This is a genomic window from Rathayibacter sp. AY1E2 (genome assembly GCF_002932325.1).
Taxonomy (GTDB): domain Bacteria; phylum Actinomycetota; class Actinomycetes; order Actinomycetales; family Microbacteriaceae; genus Rathayibacter.
On sequence record NZ_PSVO01000034.1, the window covers coordinates 1 to 21,276 of the forward strand.

Here is a 21,276-nt window from a genome sequence, read left to right on the forward strand (position 1 = left end):
AGGCGCTCGCCGTCGGCGAGGAGCACCCCCTCGATCCCGTCCTGCGCCTGGTGGAGGCCTGCGTGCGGCCGGTCCCGGACGAGGAGTGGGAGGGCCGCCGCGTCGCCGGTGAAGGCCGCGACGGCGGCCGCGCGCGCCTCGAGCTCCTCCCGCAGAGCACCACCGCGCGCACTCGACCGCGCCTCGGCGAGGAGGAGCAGCGCCTCCTGCGGCCGACCCGCGCGGAGTCGCTCCTCCGCAGCGTCCCTCAGCAGCCGCGCCCGCTCCTCCGGCCCGGCGGCGTCGTCCGCCGCGAGCAGCAGGCGGAGGTGCGGGGCCGACTCCGGGCGCTCGGCGAGCCGCCTCCGGGCCGCCCGCAGCGCTCGGGGCGTCGCCGTCGAGAGCACCACCGCTCGGACCACCGGGTCGCGGAACGCACGGCCGCCCGCCGTCAGGATCCCCGCCTGCACCAGGGCGCTGTCCCCGTCTCCGAGGGCCGGCCCGATGCTCTCCGGGAACTCGGCGCCCGCCACCGCGGCGACCAGGAGCGCCTCCCGGCTCGGCTCCGACAGCGGAGCCAGCAGATCGAGCACCCGGGGCTCGGCCTGCTCGAGCCGCGGGTAGACCGGGAAGGGCGAGGGAGCGTCCTCGTCGGCCCAGGCCCGCCCGAGGACGTCGAGGAGCAGCGGATTCCCCTCCGCGACCCGCAGCAGGCGCGCCTCGACGGCGAGCGGCCGCCGGCCGCCGTGGGCGCGCAGGAAGCCGCGGGCCGCCTCCGCGTCGAGGGGCTCCGTGCGACGGTGCCGGAGGCCCTCCCAGCCGGCGAGGACGCGGCGGTCGCCGGTGGCGAGGAGGCAGGCGGCGCCGACCTCGTCGACCAGCCGGGTCACCAGGGCCTGGAGGGTCTCGCGGGCGGCGACGTCGAACCGCTCCCAGTCGTCGACGACGATCAGGAAGCCGGGGTCGCAGGGCGAGGCGGAGGAGTCGCGCACCCGCTGCAGACGGCCGATCAGCGTGGCGAACAGCGCGAGCGAGGACGCGCCGATCACGGCGTCGCCCCGGTCCGGCCGCACCTCCACGACCTCGCAGCCGGCGGCGCGAGCGGTGGCCGCGGCGGAGCGCAGCATGTGCGTCCGGCCCGAGCCGATCCCGCCCTCGACCACCAGGAGCCGCTCCCGCGCGGGCGACGCCGAGCTCAGCATCCGGACCACCACGTCCTCGGGGGCGCTCGGGTGCGCGGGCGGCGAGGAGAGTGCACTGATCGTCATCGCGACTCCTGAGGGACGGGTTCCGAGGACCCCATGCTGACCGCCGGGCGCGGCCGCGCTCTCCTCCCTCTGTCGGAACCCTCCGGAGCGCTCCCTCTGTCGAACCGTCCCGAGCGCCCGGCCCCCGGTGGGCGCCGGGCAGGAGGCGCAGCAGGGCAGTGGGCCCCGCGAGCGCCCGACGGTACTCTGTGTCCCACCGGACGACCGGTACGGCCCCACCCCCGCACGACCGCCGCTCGACCCGGCGGGTGATCCGATGGAGTCGCACGATGAGCTCTCGCAGCCCCCTCGCGGAGTTCCTCCGCGCTCGCCGGGCGGCGCTGCGGCCGGAGCAGGTCGGCGTGCCGACCGCGGGCACCCGGCGGCGGGTGCCGGGCCTGCGCCGCGAGGAGGTCGCCGACCGCGCCCGGATCAGCCGCGACTACTACCTCCGCGTCGAGCAGGGGCACGCGGTCGCCCCGTCCGACCAGGTGCTGAACGCCCTCGCCGAGGCGCTCGCCTTCGACGAGTTCGAGCGCGCCTACCTCTTCCGGCTGGCCCGGCTGCGCCCCGGCCCGCGCGATCCCGACTCCCCTCCGCCGGGCCAGGGCGTGGAGTCGCTGCTCGCCCACTGGCCGAGGACCCCGGCGTACGCGTTCGACCGCAACCTCGACGTCCTCGGCGCGAACGACCTGATGAGCCGTCTCGCCCCCGACAAGGGCGTGCCCGGCGCCAACATGCTGCTCTCCACGTCCCGCGGCTACGTGCGCGCCGTGGCGAACGGCGACCCGCCGGACCAGCTGCAGGCGTGGGGCCAGGTCTTCCGCGAGCTGATCGCCGCGCTGCGGTTCTACAGCGACCCCGACGATCCGCGGCTGCACGAGATCGTCGGCGAATGCTCGGTCGAGAATCCGCTGTTCCGGTCGATCTGGGCCGAGTACCAGGTCCGCCCCTTCACCCACCGGTGGATCCGCGTCCACGTCGAGCCGTTCGGCTGGCTCGACCTCGAGATGCAGACCCTGGAGCTCGCCGGCGCTCCGGGCCGGTACGTCGTGACCTACCTCGCGGCAGCGGGGACTCCGGCGGCCGCGGCCGTCGACGTCCTCGCCTCGCTGCGGCCCGCTCCGGAGACGGGCACCGCGCTGGCCGCCCCGGCCGGCGCCTGATCAGCGGCGGTGAGCCGGGCGAGCGCGTCTCGACTCGCCGCGTCACCCGCCTCGAACAGGAGCAGGAGGCGCGCGCCGTCCCGGACCAGCCGGTAGTCCATCGGAACAGAGCCGACCACGGTGTCGAGGAACACGACCGACCCGCGTGCGTCGGCCTCCGCCCCGGCCGCCCACGAGTCCGCGAACCGCGGGCTCCTCGCCGAGAGCTCCCCGACGACCGTCAGGAACTCCCGGTCCCCCCGATGCCGCTCGAGCGAGTCGCGGAGCATCGCCGCGACCTGATCGGCGGCGGACCCCCAGCAGGGCAGGTCCTCGACCTCGGACGAGTCCAGGAAGGTGAAGCGGGCGATGCTCACTCCCGGGGCGAAGGCGGGCGAGAGCGCCCGCGCGAGCGGAGTCGCGGCCAGCACCCGCAGGTGCCGGTCCAGCAGCACCGCCGCCCTCCCCGCCCACGGCAGGAGCGCCGCCTCGTGATCCTCCGCCATGTCCCCGTCCCCTCCGCGCGTCCCTCCCTCAGCGCAGCGGAGTGATCCCCTGCGTCCCGGGCGGGAAGGTCGCCAGCACCTCCTCCGGGATGTTCAGGTGCTGCGCGACCAGCGACGGCGGCAGGTGGCTCAGCCACTGGGCGAGCGACACCTCCTCGTAGCGGGAGCTCTTGAAGGTCTCGATGTAGACGAGCGTGTCGTCGCCGGTGTTCTCCACGTAGTGGCCGAAGTTGCGGCGCACGACGCCCACGTCTCCGGCGTGGAAGTCGGTCGTGTTGGCGTGCGGGCCGGTGTTGAAGACGGTCATCCGCGCGGATCCGCGGAGGTAGTACTGCCACTCGTCGGCGTTGGGGTGCCAGTGCAGCTCGCGCATCGAGCCGGGCTCGACGGTCGTCAGCGCGGCCGAGACCGTGCGCGAGGCCGGGAAGTTCGTGCTGTCGGCGATCTGGATCCGGCCGCCGCTGTTCTGGTGCACGGGCTCCGAGCGGGAGAGCCGGAAGATCACCGCCTCGTCACCGTCCTGCACCCCGGCCGCGGCCCGGTCGGCCTGGAGGTCGCCGGGCACGTCGCCCGGGAAGATCCAGAGGTCGTGCAGCGGGATGTCGCGGAAGACCTCCTGCGCGACGCCGAAGTTCTTCGCCAGCACGTCCGGCGGCGTGTGCGCGAACCAGTCGGTGAGCAGGAGCGTGTTGCTCTCGGACTGCTCGCCGTCGTCGAACGCGAGCACGAACTCCGCCCCGTCCGGGCCGAGGCCCTGCAGGGAGTGCGGCAGGCCGGGCGGGAAGTACCAGAGGTCCCCCTCCTGCACGTCGTCGACACTGGGCCGGCCGGTGCGGCTGAGCGTGGTGATGCGGCAGTTCCCCTTGGTCATCAGCGCCCACTCGGCGCTCTGGTGCCAGTGCAGCTCGCGGATCCCGCCGGCCTCGAGGTACATGTTCACGCCCGCGATCTCGTTCGAGATCGCGAAGTCGGCCTGCGTGAGCTCGCGCGCCCAGCCGCCCCGCTGCACCCGCCGCGGCGAGATGTTGAAGGAGGACCAGAAGAACGGCTGCGTGCTGATGTCCGTCGCGGGCGCCGCGATCTGGTTCGGGAACAGTCCCTCCAGGACGCGGTTCTGCGGGCCGGTCATCGTGTTCGCCGAGGGATCGCCCTCGGTGTTCACGATCCCCTCCTGGGGGAGGTCCGGGTCTCCGAAACCGGGGGTCTCGTGGTGCGGAGCGGTGCTGTCGTCGGGTTCCACGGCGTTCTCCCTGCTGATCGTCCTGCGCGCCTGCGCTGCTCCGATCCCACCGCTCCGGCCCGGGCGGCACCACGGTCATCCGACTCGATCCGCCCCCCGACGACCGGCCGCGCTCAGCCGCCCAGGCCCTCGAGCACGTCCCGCGAGGGCACGAAGTAGACCCCGCCGGTCGTCGCGGTCGAGAAGTCGAGGAGGCGGTCGTGCCTGCCCGCGGGCACGCCGACGAACATCCGCGTCAGCATCGTCTCGATCACCGACAGGTCGGCGGCCAGGCCGAGGAAGTACGTGCCGAACTCGCCCCTGCCGGGCCGGCCGAAGGGCATGTTGTCGCGGAGGATGTCGTGCTCGGTCCCGCCGGCGTCGACCACGGTCGCGAGCCCCTTGTGCGAGAGCTGCGCCGGATCGTCCTCGCGCTCGACGTTGTCGGCCTTGCTCCGGCCGATGACCCGCTCCTGCTGCTCGGTGGTGAGCGCGTGCCAGGCCGTCAGGTCGTGCAGGTACTTCTGCACGACCAGGTAGCTGCCGCCCGCGAACGCCGCGTCCTCCGCGCCGATCAGCGCGACGCGGGGCAGCGCCTCGCCGGTCGGGTTCTCGGTGCCGTCGACGAAGCCCAGCAGGTCGCGGTTGTCGAAGTAGCGGAAGCCGACCACCTCGTCGCGGACGACGACGTCCTCGCCGAGCGCGTCGAGCAGGAGGCGCTCGAACTCGAAGCAGGCGTCGTCGCGCTCCGCCCGGATGTGGAACAGGAGGTCGGTCTGCGTCGAGACGGCCGTGTGCGCCGCGCCGACCACCTCCAGGAACGGGTGCAGCTGCGCGGGGCGCCCCTCCCCGCCGAAGCGGTCCCACGCGTCGCTCCCGATCCCGACCAGGCAGGAGAGGCGCAGGCCCAGGTCGCGGAAGCCGACCGCGCGGAGGATCCCGCCCACGTCGGCGACGACGTCCCGCACGCGGTCCGCGGCGTCCTGCCCGCCGACGATGTCGAGCGAGAGGAAGACGGCGGACCGGCTGAGCGGAGCGACGACCGCCTGCGGCTCGATCGGGACGCGGTCCTCGACGGTCACCGGAGCACCGCCGGCCGGAGCGTCGTCGTCAGGGGCGTCGGCAGGGCCGACGTCGTGGGCGTCGTCGTGGGCATCGCGACCTCCGATCCGCGCGCCGCGGGAGGGCGCGTCCGCCGCGATCCTGTCAGCGTCCGCGGTGCGGGTCACGAGTCATCCGACCCCACTCGGCGAGCGCGGCCGGCGGCCCCGGCACCGCCCGGGCGACCAGGTCTGGACGATCGTCGGAACATCTCCCCGCGCTCTTCAGGGAGCGCTCCCACGCCCCTATCGTGGAGCCGCTCCCCACCCTCATCCGGGGAGGCACCACCTTGGACACGACCCGGGCCGGGCTCGGGATCGACACGAGCACGGAGGTTCGAAGATGCCGTTTGTGACCACGGACGACGACGTCGAGATCTACTACAAGGACTGGGGCAGCACCGACGCGCAGCCCATCGTCTTCCACCACGGCTGGCCGCTGTCGTCCGACGACTGGGACGCGCAGATGCTGTTCTTCCACGCGCACGGCTACCGCGTCATCGCGACCGACCGCCGCGGGCACGGACGCTCGACCCAGGTCGGCACCGGACACGACATGGACCACTACGCCAGCGACGTGAACGCGGTCGTCGAGCACCTCGACCTGCGGAACGCGATCCACATCGGCCACTCCACCGGAGGCGGTCAGGTCGCGCGCTACGTCGCGAAGTACGGCGAGCCCCAGGGCCGAGTGGCCAAGGCCGTCCTCGTCTCGTCGGTCCCGCCGCTGATGGTGCAGACGGAGGCGAACCCCGAGGGCACGCCGATCTCGGTGTTCGACGGCTTCCGCGATGCTCTCGCGGCGAACCGCGCCGAGTTCTACCAGGCCGTGGCCTCCGGGCCCTTCTACGGCTTCAACCGCGAGGGCGTCGAGCTCTCGCAGCCCGTGGTCGACAACTGGTGGCGCCAGGGCATGACCGGATCCGCGCTCGCGCACTACGAGGGCATCAAGGCCTTCTCGGAGACGGACCAGACCGAGGACCTGAAGGCGATCACCGTCCCCGTCCTCGTCACCCAGGGCGACGACGACCAGGTCGTCCCCTACAAGGACGCCGCGCTCAAGCAGCACGAGCTGCTGCAGAACTCGACGCTCAAGATCTACGAGGGCTACCCGCACGGCATGCTGACCGTCCACGCCGACGTCATCAACCCCGACCTGCTGGCCTTCATCCAGGAGTAGCGCGGTCCGCTCGCAGGCGCGTCCCGGCCGTTCCGGGGCGCGCCTGCGTGTCTGCGCTCGGAGTGGGGCCCGCGCGCCCCTGCGAGCGGAGCCCGGCCTCAGACGTCGGCGCCCGCGTCCCTCCCGAGCACCGCGGCGAGCTCGCCCCGCCCGCCGATCCCGAGCTTGCGGTACGCCGCGTACAGGTGCGCGCCGACCGTGCGCGGCGAGAGGAACAGGTTCTGCGCGATCGCGCGGTTCGACAGCCCCGTGCTCGCGAGAGCGCAGATGCGCAGCTCCTGCGGGGTCAGCGTGGCAGCGGCCGGCGACGGCGCGTCGGCGATCCTCCCTCCGGCGGCCCGGAGCGCGTCACGGGCCCGATCGGCCCAGGCGTGGATCGGCAGCTCCTCGAGCATCGACAGCGACTCGCGGAGGAGGGGCCGCGCCTCCGCCGCCTGACCGGCCCGGCGCAGCCCGTCGCCCACGAGCAGCAGCGCCCGCGCCCGCACGTACGGGAGCGGCGGCGGAGTCCGGCGGAGCAGCCCGGCCGCGGCGTCCGGCGCTCCGTCGGCGAGCGCCACGGCGATCTGCGCGTACCGGAGGGCCGCCTCGATCATCGGCTGGTGCCAGCGCTCGAAGAGCGATTCCAGCCTCGCGGCGTGCAGGCGCACGACTCCGACGTCCCCGGTCGCGAGAGCCGCGTCGACGAGATCGGGCGTGGTCAGGATCGCGAAGCCGGGGTTCAGGGAGTCGTCGTCCGTGTCCAGGAGGGGCAGGAGCTCCGGCACGGCGTCGCCCGGTCGCGACTCGAGGACCGCCACCGCCGCTCGCGATCCGCGGAGCGTCGCCCGCATCACGCTCGAGCAGAGGACGGCCGCGCCGATCGCGCTGCCCGCGCTGATCGCCTCGGGATCGGGCGCGACTCCCTCCATCGCGTCGAACCAGGCCAGGCAGGCCCGGGAGGCGGTCTCGAAGCCGACGTCCCCCAGGTCGCTCCCGAGGACGAGCGCCTCCTCGGCGAAGGAGCGGGCGCGCGAGATGCGGCCGGCGAGCGACGTGGTCATCGAGGCGGCGAGGAGCGCCTGCGGGAGGATCCGGATGTCGCCGCGCGCGCGCAGCCCCGTGATCGCCTCCTCCAGGAGCTCCCGGGCGACCTCGACCTCGCCCGCCGTGTTCAGCGCGTAGCCGAGCCACCACGCCTCCTCCGGACCGCTCGCCCCGCCGGCCGCCGCGAGCGCCCGGCGGACGACCTCGTCGCCGCGGGCGATCGGCTCGGTGACCGCCGCGAGCAGGACGGCGCGCGGGTCGGAGTCGTCGAGGGCGAGCGCGCGCACCGCCTTGATCATCGGCTCCCCCGGCGACGCCTCGCGGTTGTGGTCCCAGGCGATGGCGGCGAGGTGCAGGAGCGCGGCGGTCGCGGCGTCGACGGCTCCGTGGCTCTGCAGCGCGGTCACCGCGGCGAGCGCAGGCGAGAGGTCTCCCCGAGAGAGGGCCGTGCGCCCGGTCGGCAGCGTCTCGCGCGTCCAGGCGGCGCGGGCGGTGAGCACCGGATCGACGGTCTCGCCCGCCGCACGGTGCACGAGCAGCGCCGCCTCCGCGGTTCGGCCGGCGAGTCCGGAGTACTCGGCCGCGTCGATCAGGCGCGAGACGCGCAGCGGCCCCGCGGGGGTCAGCTCCGCCGCCCGCTCCATCGCCTGAGCCGCCAGGACGACGTCGCCCGTCGCCAGGCCGGACGCCGCGAGACCGGCGAGCTCCTCGCCGACCGGCCCGTCCGAGCCCGTCGCGAGCTCCGACCGCCACCAGAGCGTCCGGCTCGGGTCGTCGCGGTGCTCCTGGACGAGCGTGCGGAGCACGGCCGCGCGCTCGGAGGGGCGGCTCACGCTCGTCACCGCGGACTGCACGAGAGGGTGCCGGAAGCGGAGTCCGCTCCCCGGCGTCCAGCTGAGCAGCGACGCGGCGACGGCCCGGTCGATCCAGGAGGGGTCGGGGTGGCGGCCGATCGCCAGGTTCGCCAGCCGGCTCGCCTCCTCCGCCGTCGAGACGTCGCCCAGCGCCACGGCCAGCACGGCGAGCCGCGAGGGCTGGTCGAGCTCCGCGAAGCGCTCGGCGAAGGCCGACTCGAGGCGTCCGGTCACCGCGCGGTCCTCCGCCTCGTCGGCCGACGGGTCGCGCCCGGTGAGCTCCACCAGGGCGAGCGGATTCCCGCGGGCGAGGTCGAGCAGAGCGCGCCGGGCGGCGCCGCGAGGAGGATGCGGGAGCGTGTCGAGGAGAGCGGCCGAGTCGGCGGCCGACAGCGGCCCGAGGTGGAGGTGCTCGAGGCCGGAGTCCTCCTCGGGCCGGTCCCTCGTGGTCATCACGACGACGACGCGGTCCTCGCCGATGCGCCGGGCGAGCATCCGCAGCGCCCACGCCGACTCCGGGTCGATCCGGTGCAGGTCCTCCACGACGACCAGCAGGGGCCGATCGGCGGCGGCGTCGCTCAGGAGGGTCAGGGCCGAGAGGCCGGCCAGGAGCGGCGTCGGCTGCACTCCGTCCGCCAGGTGGAAGGCCACGCGGAGCGCGTCCTGCTGCGGCAGGGGCAGGCCGTCGAGGCCCGGGCGGAGCGGGTGCAGGAGGAGCTGCAGCGCCGCGTACTGGTCGCCCGACTCCGCTGCGGAGCCCGCGGTCCGCAGCACCCGCACATCGCGTGCGCGGGCGTAGGCGACGACCTCCTCGACCAGGGTGGTCTTGCCGACCCCGGCGTCCCCGTCGATGACGAGCGCCGACCCCTGGGCGGCGATGCCGTCGACCATCAGACGGAGCCGCGCGAGCTCCGATCCCCGACCGACGACGAGCGCGTCCCGCTTCACGCGTCGAGTATCGCACCCTCGCGCAGACACTCCTCGACCCGGTGGCGGGCCCGGATGAAATCGATCGCGGCGGCCGCGGCGCTGCCGGGGGCGCCGAAGAAGGAGGTCAGGAAGTGGTCGCCTCCGTGCACCTCCAGGGTCTGCCAGCGGAAGGCGATGAAGCCGAAGGGGTCGACGCGCACCGGCGACGAGCCCTCGCGGAGCGGATACGCCTCCTGGCTCGCCCAGACGCGGCGGAACACCCGCGAGCGGCCTCCGAGCGAGGCGACCAGGACCCGCAGACGCGGGTCCGCCGGGTCGGAGTGGAAGCGGAGGGCGGCCGTCATCACGGCGATCGTGCGGTCCCAGTCCTCGTGCCGCTCGGCGTCGGTCTCGAGCGCCGCGGCGTCGACGACGGCCTCGATCATGTTGGTCCCCTGCTCGCAGGCCAGGGGGAGGAACAGGCGGCCGAGCTCGTTCACGGCGACGAGGTCCAGGTAGCGGTCGACCACGTAGGCGGGCGTCGTGGTCCAGGACGAGACCATGCTCGTCAGGCTGCCGACCTGCGCCGGGGTCGGCCCGGCCTGCGCCCAGCCCGGTGAGCGGCGCGGCGCGGCGTGCCCGCCGAGCCGGAAGAGGTAGTCCCGCCCGTCCGCGTCGAGACGGAACGCGCGGGCCAGAGCGTCCAGGACCTGCGCCGAGGGGCGGCGGTCCTTGCCCTGCTCGAGCCGCAGGTAGTAGTCCGGGCTGATCCCCGCGAGCACGGCGACCTCCTGGCGGCGCAGCCCGCTGACGCGGCGCCTGCCGTCGGCGCCCAGGCCGACCTCGTCGGGGCGCAGCCGGTCGCGGTGCCCCCGGAGGTAGGCGCCGAGCCGCGCGGTGTCCGTGTCCACGATCCCGCCCTTCTCTCCCTTCGAGGCTAGGGAGGAGGCGGGCCCGACTCCACGCGACGCCGACCTAGATCCGCGGCGGGAGTACCTAGATCGGCGGGGCGTGCTTCCGGGTGGGGGCGGTGCGCGGCGGGGTGCGGAGGAGCGCACCGGCACGCGGCGCACCCCTCCGCGGTCAGGCGACTCCGCGGTCAGCTCAGCTCCGCCGCGGCGTCGGCGATGATCCGCGCGACCTCCTCCGGGTGCGAGCGCATCACCAGGTGCGGCGCGTCGAGCTCGACGACCGAGCGCACGCCCGCCCGCCGGTAGCCGAACCGCTCGACGTCCGGATTGATCGTCCGGTCCGCGGCGGCGACGACGCCCCAGCTCGGCCGGGTCCGCCAGGCGGCGACGGGAGCGGCCTCACCGAAGGCCAGAGCGGCGAGCGGGCGCTGGCCGACCGCGAGCACGGCCGCCTCGGCCGGATCGATCCCGGCCGCGAACACCTCCGGGAAAGCCGACACCGCGACCGACACGTCCGTGCCCGGCTCCGCTCCGTCGATCGGGAACGGGGTGTAGACGAGGTTCGCCGGCAGGTCGGAGTCGGGGAAGGCTCCCTGCAGCTGCCCGAGGCTCTCCCCCTCTTCGAGCGCGTAGGCCGCGAGGTAGACGAGGCCGACCACGTTCTCGGCGGCGCCCGCCACCGTGATCACGGCGCCGCCGTAGGAGTGGCCCGCCAGCAGGACCGGCCCGTCGAGCTGCTCCACGAAGGAGCGGAGGTACTCCGCGTCGCCCAGCAGGCTGCGGTTCGGCACGGCCGGGACGCGCACGGCGTGGCCGGCGTCGAGCAGGATCCGCGTGACCGGGGCGAAGCTCGCGGCGTCGGCGAACGCTCCGTGGACGAGGACGATGGTGGGTGCGGGCATGGGGTGTCCTTCCGGTCGGGCTGCGGTCCGGCAGCCGGCTGCGCAGCCGATCCGGACCCGGGCCGAACCTAGGACGGCGGACGGCGCGCGTCGTGACCCCGCGACTCCCCTGCCGACCGGGCGGCCGCCTGTCGCCCGCCCGAGGACACGCTCCAGCGCTCGTCCCGCCCGCTCACGGCGGGCCCGGCCCGCTGCAGCGTCCGCGTCCTGGTCCCGGCGGGGTCACCCTTCGACGGCTGGACCGCCGAGGGCGCGGCGCGTCAGCTCGCGAACTCCTCCGGCCAGCCCAGCGCGGCCAGCGACCGGCGCACGCGCTCGATGTCCTCCTCCGAGGGCAGCTCCGAGGTCACTCCGGCGATCGCGGTGCCGACGTCCGCGCGGGAGGCGGGCGCGTCGGCGGCGAGACCGGCGGCCACCTCGGCCACCTCCTCGTCGCTCAGACGGCGGCGGAGGAGCGCCAGCAGCGGCACGAAGTCCTGCTCGGGCAGCCCGGCCGGATAGCCGGCGCGCAGCCAGCGGACGATGCGCGCGACCAGGCCCTCGCGAGTGTCCGGCTCGGCCAGCGACTCCGGGCCCGCCAGCGGCCAGCCCGCGCTCGCGAGCCGCGAGGAGACGCGGGCGACGTCCTCGGGCAGCGCCGGTCCGAGCAGCAGCTGCTCGATCCGCTCGCGCACGACGGCCCGTGAGACGACCGTCTCGGCCCGCTCCGACTCCGACAGGAGCCGCGCGACGACCTGCTCGACCTCGTCCGTCGTGAGGCTGCGGCGCAGCAGGCCCAGCAGCGGCAGGTAGTCCTGCTCCGGCACGCCGGACGGGTAGCCCGCGCGCAGCCAGCCGACCACGCGGGCGACGATCCCCTCCCGCGCCGCGATCGGATCGGTCGAGGCCATGCTCAGCCCTTGGGCACGAAGGTCGGGATGACGTGCTCGAAGCTCACCGACTGGCCGAGACCCGTCGCGATGATGACGCTCAGGCCGATCACCACGGAGCCGACGACGAGGGCGAAGCAGAGCACGCCGATCCCGCGCAGCACCGGGGCGGGCAGACCGCTCCGGACCGCGGGGGCGTCGGACCTGCCCGAGGCGGGAGCACCGGCGGCGACGGCGAAGGAGCGGACGCCGACGGCGAACAGCACGGGCAGGCCTGCTCCGAGGAGCACGGCGACGAGGGCCACCTGGCCGGCGGCGGAGAGGAAGAGGGAGAGCACGGTGCGGATCCTTTCGCTCAGACGCCGGCGGTCTCGGGCGCGGGGCGTGCCGCCGCGTCCTGCCACTCGTCGTTGACGTTGTGCGCACCGATGCTGTCGCGGCGCGAGCGGATGTAGATGAGGGAGGCGACGGCGACGAGGATCGCGGCCATCAGGAGGCCGCCGGCCGCGCCTCCGACGAGGTGGCCGATCCACCACATCACGGCGCCGACGAGAGCGGCGGCCGGGAGCGTGATGACCCAGGCGATCACCATGCGCAGCGCCACGCGCCAGCGCACCTGCGCGCCGGGGCGGCCGACTCCGGAGCCGAGGATCGAGCCGGTCGCGACGTGGGTGGTCGAGAGGGCGAAGCCGAGGTGGCTGGAGGCGAGGATGACCGCGGCGGAGGCGCTCTCGGCGGCCATGCCCTGCGGGGTGTCGATCTCGACGAGGCCCTTGCCGACGGTGCGGATGATCCGCCAGCCGCCGATGTAGGTGCCGAGCGAGATGGCCAGCGCGCAGCTGAGCTTGACCCAGAAGGGGACCGACTCGGTGTCGCTCCAGCCGCCGGCCGCGATCAGCGCGAGCGTGATCACTCCCATGGTCTTCTGCGCGTCGTTGGTGCCGTGCGCGAGCGAGACGAGGGAGGCGCTGCCGATCTGACCGAAGCGGAAGCCGCGGTGGAGGCTCTTCTCGGCGAGGTTGCCGATCACCCGGAAGACGAGCCAGGTGCCGATCGCCGCGACCGCTCCGGCGAGCACGGGCGACATCAGCGCCGGGAGGATCACCTTGCCGACGACGCCGTCGAGCTTCGTGCCGTCGCCGGCCCAGTTCACGCCGTTGAGGCCGAGGCCCGCGAGAGCGGAGCCGATCAGGCCGCCGAAGAGGGCGTGCGACGAGCTCGAGGGAAGGCCGAGCAGCCAGGTCAGCAGGTTCCAGACGATGCCGCCGATGAGGCCGGCCAGCACGATCAGCAGCAGAGCGGAACCGCCGTCCTCGAGCAGCGCCGGATCGGGTGCGCCCGAGGAGTCCTGGATCTTCACGACCGCGTTGGTGACGGTCAGCGCCACCTCGATGCTGAGGAACGCACCGACGAGGTTCAGCGACGCCGAGAGGGCGACGGCGGTGCGGGGCTTCAGGGCACCGGTCGCGATGGACGTGGCCATCGCGTTCGCCGTGTCATGGAAGCCGTTGGTGAAGTCGAAGGCGAGGGCCGTGACGACGACGAGCGCGAGCAGGATGAAGGGATCCACGCAGACATGATGCTCCCGCGGCGGGAGGCGTTCCGGCGTGGTCGCGAGGCTTCACCTGCTGTTCACCTCGCGGGGCACGCCCGCCCGATTACCCTGTGCGGATTCTCAGGCGGGCGGCGCATCGGCGGGTGCGATTCTCCTGAGCCCGCACCGGCATGCGGCGCTCAGACGGGTGCGCTCAGGAGGCCGAGCGCGGCATCGGCGGGGTGAGGTCCGGGGTGTGCGCGGGGTCGGAGTCGGGGGCCGGCTCCGGCTGTGCGGCGGACCCGGCCGCGGCGCCGGCGTCCTCGGCGGACTCCTGATCCTCGGCGGGCTCCTGCGAGCCGGGCAGCGGCGGGGTGAGGTCGAGGGCGCCGACCGCCGGCTCGGCGGCGTGCTTCGGCGTGGTCGGGCGGTTCTCGGCCGCGGCCGCCTTCTTCGCCGCCTTCTCCTGGGTCCGCTTGAGCTTCTCGGTCTGCTCGGCCAGCTTGCGGGCCTTCTTGCGCAGCTTCTTGCTGGAGTCGCGGACCGCCTCGTGCGCCGCGCGCACCGACTTCTCGGCCTTCTTCAGCGCCTTCTTCGCGCGCTTCTGCGCCGCCTTGTCGCGTGCGTCCTTGTCCTTGCCGGTCCCGGCCATGTCCGCTCCTCCGCTCGTCGACCGCTCCGGCCGACTCCCCCACGCTACCGAGCGGCACCCGCCCCGCGAACCCGCTGGCGAGCGCGCCCGGGCCGCGCTAGGCGCGCGGGCGGCGGCCGTTCTGCGCCCGTGCCGTCCCGCCTCCCCTTCCCCCTGGTCGCCGCCTCTCCTCCTTTCTCCTCGGCTCCCGCTTCAGCCCTGCGGTGCCGTTCGCGGCTGGGAGTCGCGGGCGAGTCGGCCCAGCGACGGGCGCGGGTTCGGCAGGCTGGGGGCATGGTCTTCCAGCACGATCCCGGCGGCTACCAGGGCCGCGCCGGCCTCCGGCGTCCCGTGCGCGGGCCCAGGCGCGACAAGTGGATGTGGTGGCGCCTGGGCTCCGGAGTCGCGGCGACGGTCGCCGGTGTGATCGCCCTGCTCGTCTTCACCGCCGACCGCTGAGCACGCCCACCGGCGACCCGGCGCACCCCCGCCACTCCGGATCGAGAGCCGATCGATGCGCTCAACCGCTTGACTCCGGAGGTTTCTCTCAGGTCGGATCCGGCGGAACGCGGGTAGTTTGGAGGGTCGCATCGGCTCAGCCGTGCGATCAGCCCCACTGCCCCACCCGGCGCTCGCCTCCCCCCTCGAGCGTCGGCAGACCTGGAACCTCCTCTGCATGCACCGTTCGTCACGCGCCTCGACTCCCACCCCCGCAGGAGCCGAGACCGGCAGTCCGTCCGCCCTCCCGACCCGTCGCTCGCTCCGTGAGCAGGAGTCCCGCAGCCGCCGCCCCTCGCGCGGCCCGTCGCGCCCCCGCGTCTCCGCCGTCGCCGCGATGACCCTCGTGGCCGGCATCGCGATCACCTCGACGATGCCCGCGTTCGCCGTGGGCGGCACCGCCGACTCCGAGCTGACCCGCGACACGGCCACCGCCGTCGCCGCGGCCCGCCCGCAGAGCTTCGTGGCGGCCGGAGTCGTGCAGCAGAGCGTCACCCGCGACGCCTTCGCCGCCGAGGCCAAGCCCGAGGTCCTCGTCCCCACCGCGTCCCTCGACGCGATCACCGCCACCTCCGGCGAGTCGACCGCGGCCGCCGCGGGAGCGTCCGGAGCGTGGGTCGTCCCGATCTCCGGCCACATCAGCAGCAGCTATGGCCCCCGCCCCGACGCGCCGGTCGCCGGCGTGAACCTGTTCCACAAGGGCACCGATCTCGCCGGCGCCTGCGGCACGCCCGTCCTCGCGGCCTCCAGCGGCACCGTCGAGGAGGCGTCGTACCAGGGCAGCTACGGCAACTGGATCCTGCTCGACAACGGCGGCGGCATCGAGACCGGCTACGCCCACAACAGCGAGCTGATGGTGTCGGTCGGCGAGACCGTCACCGTCGGCCAGGTCATCGCGCTGCGCGGCTCGACCGGCGCCTCGACCGGCTGCCACCTGCACTTCGAGACGCGGGTCGACGGCGAGGCGGTCGACGCCGTGCCGTTCATGGCCGAGCTCGGCGTCCCGATCGGCTGACGCCCCGGGCGACTCGAGAACCCGGACGTCGCGGTGGCCGCTCTCGACCACCGCGACTTCTGCGTTCTCGGAGGGCGCGGACCGGCGTCAGGGCCCGGGGACCGTTCGCGCCCCGGTCGAGACGGCGGCCGACCAGTGCGCGTCGTCCGGCACCGTCGTCACCCTGATCTCGGCGTCCTGCTCGACGGCGATCTGCATGGTGCCCGTGTTGCCGCCTCCGGTGCCGGTGCGGGTCGTGCTCGGGCTGTAGACGCACGACGATCCGCTCGTCATCAGGCCGACGACCTCGATCGTCACCTCGGCGTCCGCGGTGTCGCAGGCGACCGAGACGGTGATGTGCAGCGGACCGCCGCTGAGGTACACGGTCTGCGGATCGACGGGGCCGACCTGATCGGTCCACCGCACGGCGGCGGTCGCACCCTCGGGCAGCGTCACGGGCCCGAGCGGAGCCTCGGTGGGCGTCGCGGTCGGAGCGGCGGTCGTCGGAGCAGCGGTCCCGGGAGCGGCGGGTGTCGCCTCCTCCGCCTGGTCGGCGCCGCTCGTGCAGCCGCTCAGAGCGAGCGCCGCGAGCAGTGCCGAGGCGCCCAGCGCGGTCGCGCGCCGTCCCGCCCGGAGCCCCGTCGCCCGGCGCGGAGCGGTCGTTCTCGTGGTGTCCATGGTGGTTCCCCCTGTCCACTGGCGTCCCTCCGGTCTACCCGAGCCCGCGCGGCCGCGGATCGCACTCTGCGGCGGTTGCCAGGGTCGGGAGCCGTGCTGCGGATCGATGGGGAGCTCCTCCGTACCGGCGCGGCGGCCCGTCGATCCGCTCGGGTGCCGCGGATGATCGGCACCGGGCGGATCCGACGCCCGCCGCACCCGGCGCACCCCGCCGAGCCGACCCTCTGCACCCGGAAGGCACCGCCTTGATCGCCTCGAACACCTACCCCTTCGCCGGACGCACCGTCCTGATCACCGGAGCCGGCTCCGGCATCGGCCGCTCCATCGCACGCGCCTTCCTCGAGCAGGGCGCGAGCGTCGCGGTCGCCGGGCGCACCCCCGCCACGCTCGAGGAGACCGTCGCCGGCTTCCCGGCCGAGCGCGTCCTGGTCGTCCCCACCGACGTCTCGGTCCGAGCCGAGGTCGACGCGCTCGTCGAGGGCACCGTCGCGAGGTTCGGCGGGATCGACGTCCTCGTGAACAACGCGGCCGGCCACCTCGGCGGCCCGATCGAGGAGGTTGAGGACGACGCCTGGCGCTCGCTCTTCGCCACGAACGTCGACGCCCTCTTCTACGCGGTGAAGGCGGCGCTCCCGCACCTCAAGGCGAGCCGCGGCAACATCGTCGTCGTCTCCTCCGTGTCGGGCATCCGCGGCGACTGGGGCCAGGCCGCCTACAACGCGACCAAGGGCGCGATCACGACCTTCGTGCAGTCGCTGGCCCTCGACTTCGGCGCGCACGGTGTGCGGGTCAACGCCGTCGCGCCCGCCTTCACGCAGACGCCGCTGACCGAGTCGATGGCCTCGACCCCCGAGGAGCTCGCGCCCTTCATCGACCGCATCGCCCTCGGGCGCCCCGGGCAGCCGGACGACATCGCCCCGCCGGTGCTGTTCCTCGCCAGCGCGGACGCGGCGTACATCACCGGCGCGATCCTGGCCGTGGACGGCGGAACGAGCGCCTCGACGGGGCAGCCGCACCTGTAGGCGGGCGTGCGGCGGATCGGGGTCGGGGGGCGGGGGCTCTGCCCAGAACCCGAGTGCTCGCGTCGGATCCTGCGGCCCCGCTCGTGAGTGTCCACCGGGCTCGACTGCGGGCGCCCGCAGCCCGGATCACTCCATCCCTGACCGCGCACTCAGACTCAACCGACACCTGTGGCGTATCGTGGAGTCAATTGCATGCAGACGCATGGATACGGACTCGCCGACCGCACGGCCTCCGAGCCCATTCCTCTTCGAGCAGGAGTCGTCATGACCACCACCAGCACCCGATTCACCGACCGCGTCGTCCTCATCACCGGAGGTGGATCCGGCCTGGGCCGCGCTGCCGCCGTCCGCCTCGCCCAGGAGGGCGCGAAGCTCGCCCTCGTCGACATCTCCGAGCAGGGCCTCGCCGCCACGGTCGACGTCCTGCCCGAGGGCACCGAGTCGATCACCGTCCTCGCCGACGTGTCGAAGGAGGCGGACGTCGACGCCTACGTCGCGCGCACCCTCGAGGCGTTCGGCCGCATCGACGGCTTCTTCAACAACGCCGGCATCGAGGGCCGCCAGAACCTCACCGAGGACTTCACGGCCGACGAGTTCGACAAGGTCGTCGCGATCAACCTCCGCGGCGTGTTCCTCGGCCTCGAGAAGGTGCTGAAGGTGATGCGCGAGCAGGGCTCGGGCATGGTCGTCAACACCGCGAGCGTCGGCGGCATCACCGCGATCGGCAACCAGTCCGGCTACGCGGCCGCCAAGCACGGCGTCGTCGGCCTCACCCGCAACTCCGCGATCGAGTACGGCGAGTTCGGCATCCGCATCAACGCGATCGCGCCCGGGGCCATCTGGACCCCGATGGTCGAGAACTCGATGAAGCAGCTCGATCCGCAGAACCCGCGCAAGGCGGCCGAGGAGTTCATCCAGGTCAACCCGACCAAGCGCTACGGCGAGGCCGACGAGATCGCCTCGGTCGTCGCCTTCCTCCTCTCGGACGACGCCTCGTACGTGAACGCGACCGTCCTCCCGATCGACGGCGGTCAGTCCATCAAGTACTGAGGTCCCGCGGAGGGAGCGGAGGGAGCGCCTGCTGCGGCGGGCGAGCCCTCCGATCTCCCGGGCCGCGAGCGGTGGGCGGCCCCTCCGCTGAGCCCGGCCGTAGCCGGCTCCACCGCTTCCCCCTCGCCCTCCGCTCGTCGGCTCGGCAGGAGGATCCGCCCGGCCGCTCCTCCACAGGCGCCTCCGGCGATGTGCGTCCCCACCGGGCCTCCCCCACGCAGCACCCGGCACCGCGGCGGGAGCAGAATGGGGTCGGTCCCGCCAGCGGCCGGACCTCGACCGCTACGGAGACATGCATGAACCCCACCGGGAGCTTCCGCGCCGCCCGCGACACCCTCCTGCAGCACCGCACCGATGCGGTCGCCGCGAACGAGGCCTTCCAGTGGCCGGACGTCGGGCCCCGCTTCAACTGGGCGGTGGACTGGTTCGACGCCATCGCGATCGGCAACGAGCGCCCCGCCCTCTGGATCGTGGAGGAGGACGGCTCCGAGGAGAAGTACTCCTTCGACCGGATGCGCTGGCGCTCCGACGAGGTCGCCGCCTGGCTCCACTCGGTCGGCGTCGAGCAGGGCGATCACGTGATGCTCATGCTCGGCAACCGCCTCGAGCTGTGGGAGTCGATGCTCGCGATCATGAAGCTCGGCGCGGTCATCCTCCCCACGACGACCCTGCTCTCACCCGCCGACCTGGCCGACCGTCTCGAGCGCGGCGAGGTCGCGTACGTCATCGCGGACGCCTCCGAGACAGCCAAGTTCGACGAGATGGAGGGCGGCTTCGGCCGCATCGCGGTCGGCGGCGCCGTCGAGGGCTGGCTCGACTACGCCGACTCGCTCGAGCCCTTCGGCATCAGCCCGACGGTGGTCGTCGAGAGCTCCGATCCGTGCCTGATCTACTTCACCTCCGGCACCACCTCGAAGCCCAAGATGGTCGTGCACACGCACGAGTCGTACCCCGTGGGGCACCTCAGCACGATGTACTGGCTCGGCGTCCAGCCGGGCGACGTGCACATGGCGATCAGCTCGCCGGGCTGGGGCAAGCACGCGTGGAGCTGCTTCTTCGCGCCGTGGAACGCCGAGGCGACGGTGTTCGTCTACAACTACAGCCGCTTCTCCCCCACCGCTCTGCACCAGCAGCTCGACCGGGCCGAGGTCACCACGTTCTGCGCGCCGCCGACCGTGTGGCGGATGCTGATCCAGTCGGCGCTCGGAGCGAAGCCGCGCGCGCTGACCGAGATCCTCTCGGCGGGCGAGCCGCTCAACCCCGAGGTCATCGCGACCGTCGAGCGGGAGTGGGGACTCACCATCCGCGACGGCTACGGCCAGACCGAGACCACCGCGATCATCGCGAACCCGCCCGGCGCCCCCGTGGTCCCCGGAGCGATGGGCCGCGCGCTGCCCGGCGTCGCCATCGCCCTCGTCGATCCGCTGACCGGCGAGCCCGCCTCCACCGGCGAGATCTGCCTCGACCTCTCCGTCGAACCCGTCAACCTGATGTCCGGCTACCTCGGCGATGAGGACCGCACCGAGCGCGCCCGCTCCGACGGCTACTTCCACACCGGCGACGTGGCGGTCCGCGCGGTCGACGGCACGATCACCTTCGTGGGCCGCACCGACGACATCTTCAAGTCCTCCGACTTCAAGATCTCGCCGTTCGAGGTCGAGAGCGTGCTGCTGCAGCACCCCGCCGTCGCCGAGTCCGCGGTGGTGCCGGCTCCGGACGAGGTGCGCCACAGCGTGGTGAAGGCGTACGTCGCCCTCGCCGAGGGCTGGGAGCCGACCGCCGAGACGGCGAGCGCGATCTTCGCCCACACCCGGGAGCTGCTCTCCTCCTTCGAGCGGGTGCGGCGCCTCGAGTTCCACCCCCTGCCCAAGACGATCTCGGGCAAGATCCGCCGCGTCGAGCTGCGCGAGCGCGAGGAGGAGGCGTTCCGCCGCGGCGAGGAGATCCCCACGGAGTGGCGCGCCGACCGCCTCTAGGCGCGGGGGCCCTCGTCCGCCGGGACACCGCCGAGACCGCCGCAGCACTGCTGAGACGGCGGCGCCTCGGCGGGCCGGTGGTGTCTCGACGGGATGCGATGGGCCGGGACGTCGTCCACCGGTGACCAGCGGGAGCGGGTGCCACCAGCGCGGAACCAGCGCGGCGTCGGCGGCGTCCGGATCACAGGTCGGCGATCAGCTCGGCGTCAGCGTGGGCGGACGGCGATCAGCTCGCCGTGGTCGCGGACGCCGGGGGCGCTGCGGCGGAGCGAGTGGGTCACCTCGAGGCCGGCCTGCTCGGCGAGGGCGCGCATCTCGGCGAGCGGATGAAACCACGCCGGTGCGACGGCGTGCGCGAACGCCTCCGTGCGCGGCCCTTCGAAGAAGCCGATCAGCAGGCTTCCGCCCGGTCGGAGGTGCGCGGCGAGCGCCGCTACCGCGCCGGGCAGCTCCGCCGGCGGCAGGTGGATGAGCGAGTACCACGCGAGAACGCCCCCGAGGCCGTCGACGTCGAGCTCGAGCGCCGAGCCGAGCCGGAACGGGACGTCCGGGAACCGCGCTCGAGCCAGCGCGACGAACTCCGGCACCGGGTCGACGCCGACCGCGGCGGCTCCGCGGCGCTGGAGGAACTCCGTCCAGTGCCCGGGCCCGCAGCCCACGTCGGCGACCGTGCCCTCCAGCCCGTCGGCCCACGACCCGATCAGCTCGCGGTCGGCCGCGGGCCCCGCGTCGACCGATCCGAGCAGCGCCGCGTACTCCTCCGCCCGCGCGCCGTACGCGTCCCGCACCTCGTCCATCCGGTGAGCGTAGGCCGTCTCGAAACGGCGCGCAGCGGGCACGCGGAGGCGCGTGGCACGTTCCGCGGTGCCGTTGGCACAGCTCGGCGGCACGGTCCACTGGCGCGTTCTGACGTTCTGGCGCGCCTGCCTCGTGAGCGTTCGCGCCCGGCCTCCCGAGGCGCTCCGCGAGGACGGATCATCGAGGTGCCGCGCCCCGTCCCCGCCCCGAAGGAGACCCGATGACCCCTGCCGACGCCGCCCCCGCCC

General features: G+C 74.0%; 20 protein-coding genes. 7 read left to right on the forward strand and 13 right to left on the reverse strand.

Annotated elements, in window-relative coordinates; all coding sequences use genetic code 11:
• On the reverse strand, nt 1-1,247 hold a 1,247-nt coding region (locus C5C49_RS15850), incomplete at its 3' end, for a hypothetical protein (protein ID WP_219814604.1).
• 269 nt (nt 1,248-1,516) lie between these two features.
• On the opposite strand from C5C49_RS15850, the gene C5C49_RS15855 reads away from it, so the two are divergent.
• A complete protein-coding gene (locus C5C49_RS15855; protein ID WP_104346555.1) occupies nt 1,517-2,392 on the forward strand; it encodes a helix-turn-helix transcriptional regulator in 876 nt (291 codons plus the stop codon).
• Here C5C49_RS15855 and C5C49_RS16800 read toward each other — a convergent pair.
• From C5C49_RS16800 to C5C49_RS15865, 3 genes are all read right to left on the reverse strand, one after another.
• A complete protein-coding gene (locus tag C5C49_RS16800; RefSeq protein ID WP_146084906.1) occupies nt 2,284-2,877 on the reverse strand; it encodes a hypothetical protein in 594 nt (197 codons plus the stop codon). The two genes, C5C49_RS15855 and C5C49_RS16800, sit on opposite strands and share 109 nt — an antisense overlap.
• Nucleotides 2,878-2,905: 28 nt before the next feature.
• Nucleotides 2,906-4,117, reverse strand: a complete 1,212-nt coding sequence (locus C5C49_RS15860; RefSeq protein WP_258059808.1) for a cupin domain-containing protein — start codon at nt 4,115-4,117, stop codon at nt 2,906-2,908.
• A gap of 113 nt (nt 4,118-4,230) precedes the next feature.
• Complete coding sequence (locus C5C49_RS15865; protein WP_308471230.1) at nt 4,231-5,325, reverse strand: Dyp-type peroxidase; 1,095 nt, start codon at nt 5,323-5,325, stop codon at nt 4,231-4,233.
• 214 nt (nt 5,326-5,539) lie between these two features.
• On the opposite strand from C5C49_RS15865, the gene C5C49_RS15870 reads away from it, so the two are divergent.
• Nucleotides 5,540-6,376 carry an alpha/beta fold hydrolase gene (locus C5C49_RS15870; RefSeq protein ID WP_104224006.1) on the forward strand — a complete coding sequence of 279 codons (837 nt, stop codon included), beginning with the start codon at nt 5,540-5,542 and terminating at the stop codon, nt 6,374-6,376.
• A 98-nt stretch (nt 6,377-6,474) separates the two neighbouring features.
• On the opposite strand, the gene C5C49_RS15875 is transcribed toward C5C49_RS15870, so the two are convergent.
• The 7 genes from C5C49_RS15875 to C5C49_RS15905 all read right to left on the reverse strand — a co-directional run bounded on the left by C5C49_RS15875 (nt 6,475) and on the right by C5C49_RS15905 (nt 14,033).
• Nucleotides 6,475-9,204, reverse strand: coding sequence for an AAA family ATPase (locus C5C49_RS15875; RefSeq protein ID WP_104346556.1), 2,730 nt, complete (start codon nt 9,202-9,204; stop codon nt 6,475-6,477).
• Nucleotides 9,201-10,076, reverse strand: a complete 876-nt coding sequence (locus C5C49_RS15880; RefSeq protein WP_104224008.1) for a helix-turn-helix domain-containing protein — start codon at nt 10,074-10,076, stop codon at nt 9,201-9,203. Before C5C49_RS15880 ends, C5C49_RS15875 begins: the two co-directional genes overlap by 4 nt.
• Nucleotides 10,077-10,264: 188 nt before the next feature.
• A complete protein-coding gene (locus C5C49_RS15885; RefSeq protein WP_104227378.1) occupies nt 10,265-10,978 on the reverse strand; it encodes an alpha/beta fold hydrolase in 714 nt (237 codons plus the stop codon).
• Between the two features lie 260 nt (nt 10,979-11,238).
• Nucleotides 11,239-11,868, reverse strand: coding sequence for a DUF3349 domain-containing protein (locus C5C49_RS15890; protein WP_104227379.1), 630 nt, complete (start codon nt 11,866-11,868; stop codon nt 11,239-11,241).
• Nucleotides 11,869-11,870: 2 nt separating this feature from the next.
• Nucleotides 11,871-12,185 (reverse strand): hypothetical protein, encoded by a 315-nt coding sequence (locus tag C5C49_RS15895; RefSeq protein WP_104224011.1) that lies wholly within the window; start codon nt 12,183-12,185, stop codon nt 11,871-11,873.
• A gap of 17 nt (nt 12,186-12,202) precedes the next feature.
• Nucleotides 12,203-13,417 (reverse strand): inorganic phosphate transporter, encoded by a 1,215-nt coding sequence (locus C5C49_RS15900; protein ID WP_104224012.1) that lies wholly within the window; start codon nt 13,415-13,417, stop codon nt 12,203-12,205.
• Between the two features lie 178 nt (nt 13,418-13,595).
• A complete protein-coding gene (locus C5C49_RS15905) occupies nt 13,596-14,033 on the reverse strand; it encodes a hypothetical protein (protein WP_104273730.1) in 438 nt (145 codons plus the stop codon).
• A gap of 273 nt (nt 14,034-14,306) precedes the next feature.
• On the opposite strand from C5C49_RS15905, the gene C5C49_RS17155 reads away from it, so the two are divergent.
• Nucleotides 14,307-14,471 carry a hypothetical protein gene (locus C5C49_RS17155; RefSeq protein ID WP_159940529.1) on the forward strand — a complete coding sequence of 55 codons (165 nt, stop codon included), beginning with the start codon at nt 14,307-14,309 and terminating at the stop codon, nt 14,469-14,471.
• 217 nt (nt 14,472-14,688) lie between these two features.
• Nucleotides 14,689-15,525, forward strand: coding sequence for a M23 family metallopeptidase (locus C5C49_RS15910; protein WP_104239337.1), 837 nt, complete (start codon nt 14,689-14,691; stop codon nt 15,523-15,525).
• Between the two features lie 87 nt (nt 15,526-15,612).
• Here the strand turns inward: C5C49_RS15910 and C5C49_RS15915 are convergent, their stop codons facing one another.
• The gene (locus C5C49_RS15915; protein WP_104346558.1) at nt 15,613-16,182 is read right to left on the reverse strand and encodes a hypothetical protein; all 570 of its coding nucleotides are present in this window, start codon (nt 16,180-16,182) and stop codon (nt 15,613-15,615) included.
• Nucleotides 16,183-16,427: 245 nt separating this feature from the next.
• On the opposite strand from C5C49_RS15915, the gene C5C49_RS15920 reads away from it, so the two are divergent.
• The 3 genes from C5C49_RS15920 to C5C49_RS15930 all read left to right on the forward strand — a co-directional run bounded on the left by C5C49_RS15920 (nt 16,428) and on the right by C5C49_RS15930 (nt 20,230).
• Complete coding sequence (locus tag C5C49_RS15920) at nt 16,428-17,204, forward strand: SDR family NAD(P)-dependent oxidoreductase (RefSeq protein WP_244229515.1); 777 nt, start codon at nt 16,428-16,430, stop codon at nt 17,202-17,204.
• 264 nt (nt 17,205-17,468) lie between these two features.
• Nucleotides 17,469-18,254 (forward strand): glucose 1-dehydrogenase, encoded by a 786-nt coding sequence (locus C5C49_RS15925; protein WP_167299040.1) that lies wholly within the window; start codon nt 17,469-17,471, stop codon nt 18,252-18,254.
• Between the two features lie 296 nt (nt 18,255-18,550).
• Nucleotides 18,551-20,230: an AMP-binding protein gene (locus C5C49_RS15930; protein ID WP_104346559.1), complete on the forward strand. Its 1,680-nt coding sequence runs from the start codon at nt 18,551-18,553 to the stop codon at nt 20,228-20,230.
• A gap of 206 nt (nt 20,231-20,436) precedes the next feature.
• Here the strand turns inward: C5C49_RS15930 and C5C49_RS15935 are convergent, their stop codons facing one another.
• Nucleotides 20,437-21,027 (reverse strand): trans-aconitate 2-methyltransferase, encoded by a 591-nt coding sequence (locus C5C49_RS15935; RefSeq protein ID WP_104256546.1) that lies wholly within the window; start codon nt 21,025-21,027, stop codon nt 20,437-20,439.
• Nucleotides 21,028-21,276: the final 249 nt, after the last annotated feature.

Excerpts from the sequence above, each read along its gene's own strand:
- C5C49_RS15905 (WP_104273730.1), bottom strand. The coding sequence starts at position 14,033 with ATGGCCGGGACCGGCAAGGACAAGGACGCACGCGACAAGGCGGCGCAG.
- C5C49_RS15925 (WP_167299040.1), top strand. The coding sequence starts at position 17,469 with ATGACCACCACCAGCACCCGATTCACCGACCGCGTCGTCCTCATCACC.
- C5C49_RS15930 (WP_104346559.1), top strand. The coding sequence starts at position 18,551 with ATGAACCCCACCGGGAGCTTCCGCGCCGCCCGCGACACCCTCCTGCAG.
- C5C49_RS15855 (WP_104346555.1), top strand. The coding sequence starts at position 1,517 with ATGAGCTCTCGCAGCCCCCTCGCGGAGTTCCTCCGCGCTCGCCGGGCG.
- C5C49_RS17155 (WP_159940529.1), top strand. The coding sequence starts at position 14,307 with ATGGTCTTCCAGCACGATCCCGGCGGCTACCAGGGCCGCGCCGGCCTC.
- C5C49_RS16800 (WP_146084906.1), bottom strand. The coding sequence starts at position 2,877 with ATGGCGGAGGATCACGAGGCGGCGCTCCTGCCGTGGGCGGGGAGGGCG.
- C5C49_RS15910 (WP_104239337.1), top strand. The coding sequence starts at position 14,689 with ATGCACCGTTCGTCACGCGCCTCGACTCCCACCCCCGCAGGAGCCGAG.
- C5C49_RS15935 (WP_104256546.1), bottom strand. The coding sequence starts at position 21,027 with ATGGACGAGGTGCGGGACGCGTACGGCGCGCGGGCGGAGGAGTACGCG.
- C5C49_RS15890 (WP_104227379.1), bottom strand. The coding sequence starts at position 11,868 with ATGGCCTCGACCGATCCGATCGCGGCGCGGGAGGGGATCGTCGCCCGC.
- C5C49_RS15885 (WP_104227378.1), bottom strand. The coding sequence starts at position 10,978 with ATGCCCGCACCCACCATCGTCCTCGTCCACGGAGCGTTCGCCGACGCC.
- C5C49_RS15915 (WP_104346558.1), bottom strand. The coding sequence starts at position 16,182 with ATGGACACCACGAGAACGACCGCTCCGCGCCGGGCGACGGGGCTCCGG.
- C5C49_RS15870 (WP_104224006.1), top strand. The coding sequence starts at position 5,540 with ATGCCGTTTGTGACCACGGACGACGACGTCGAGATCTACTACAAGGAC.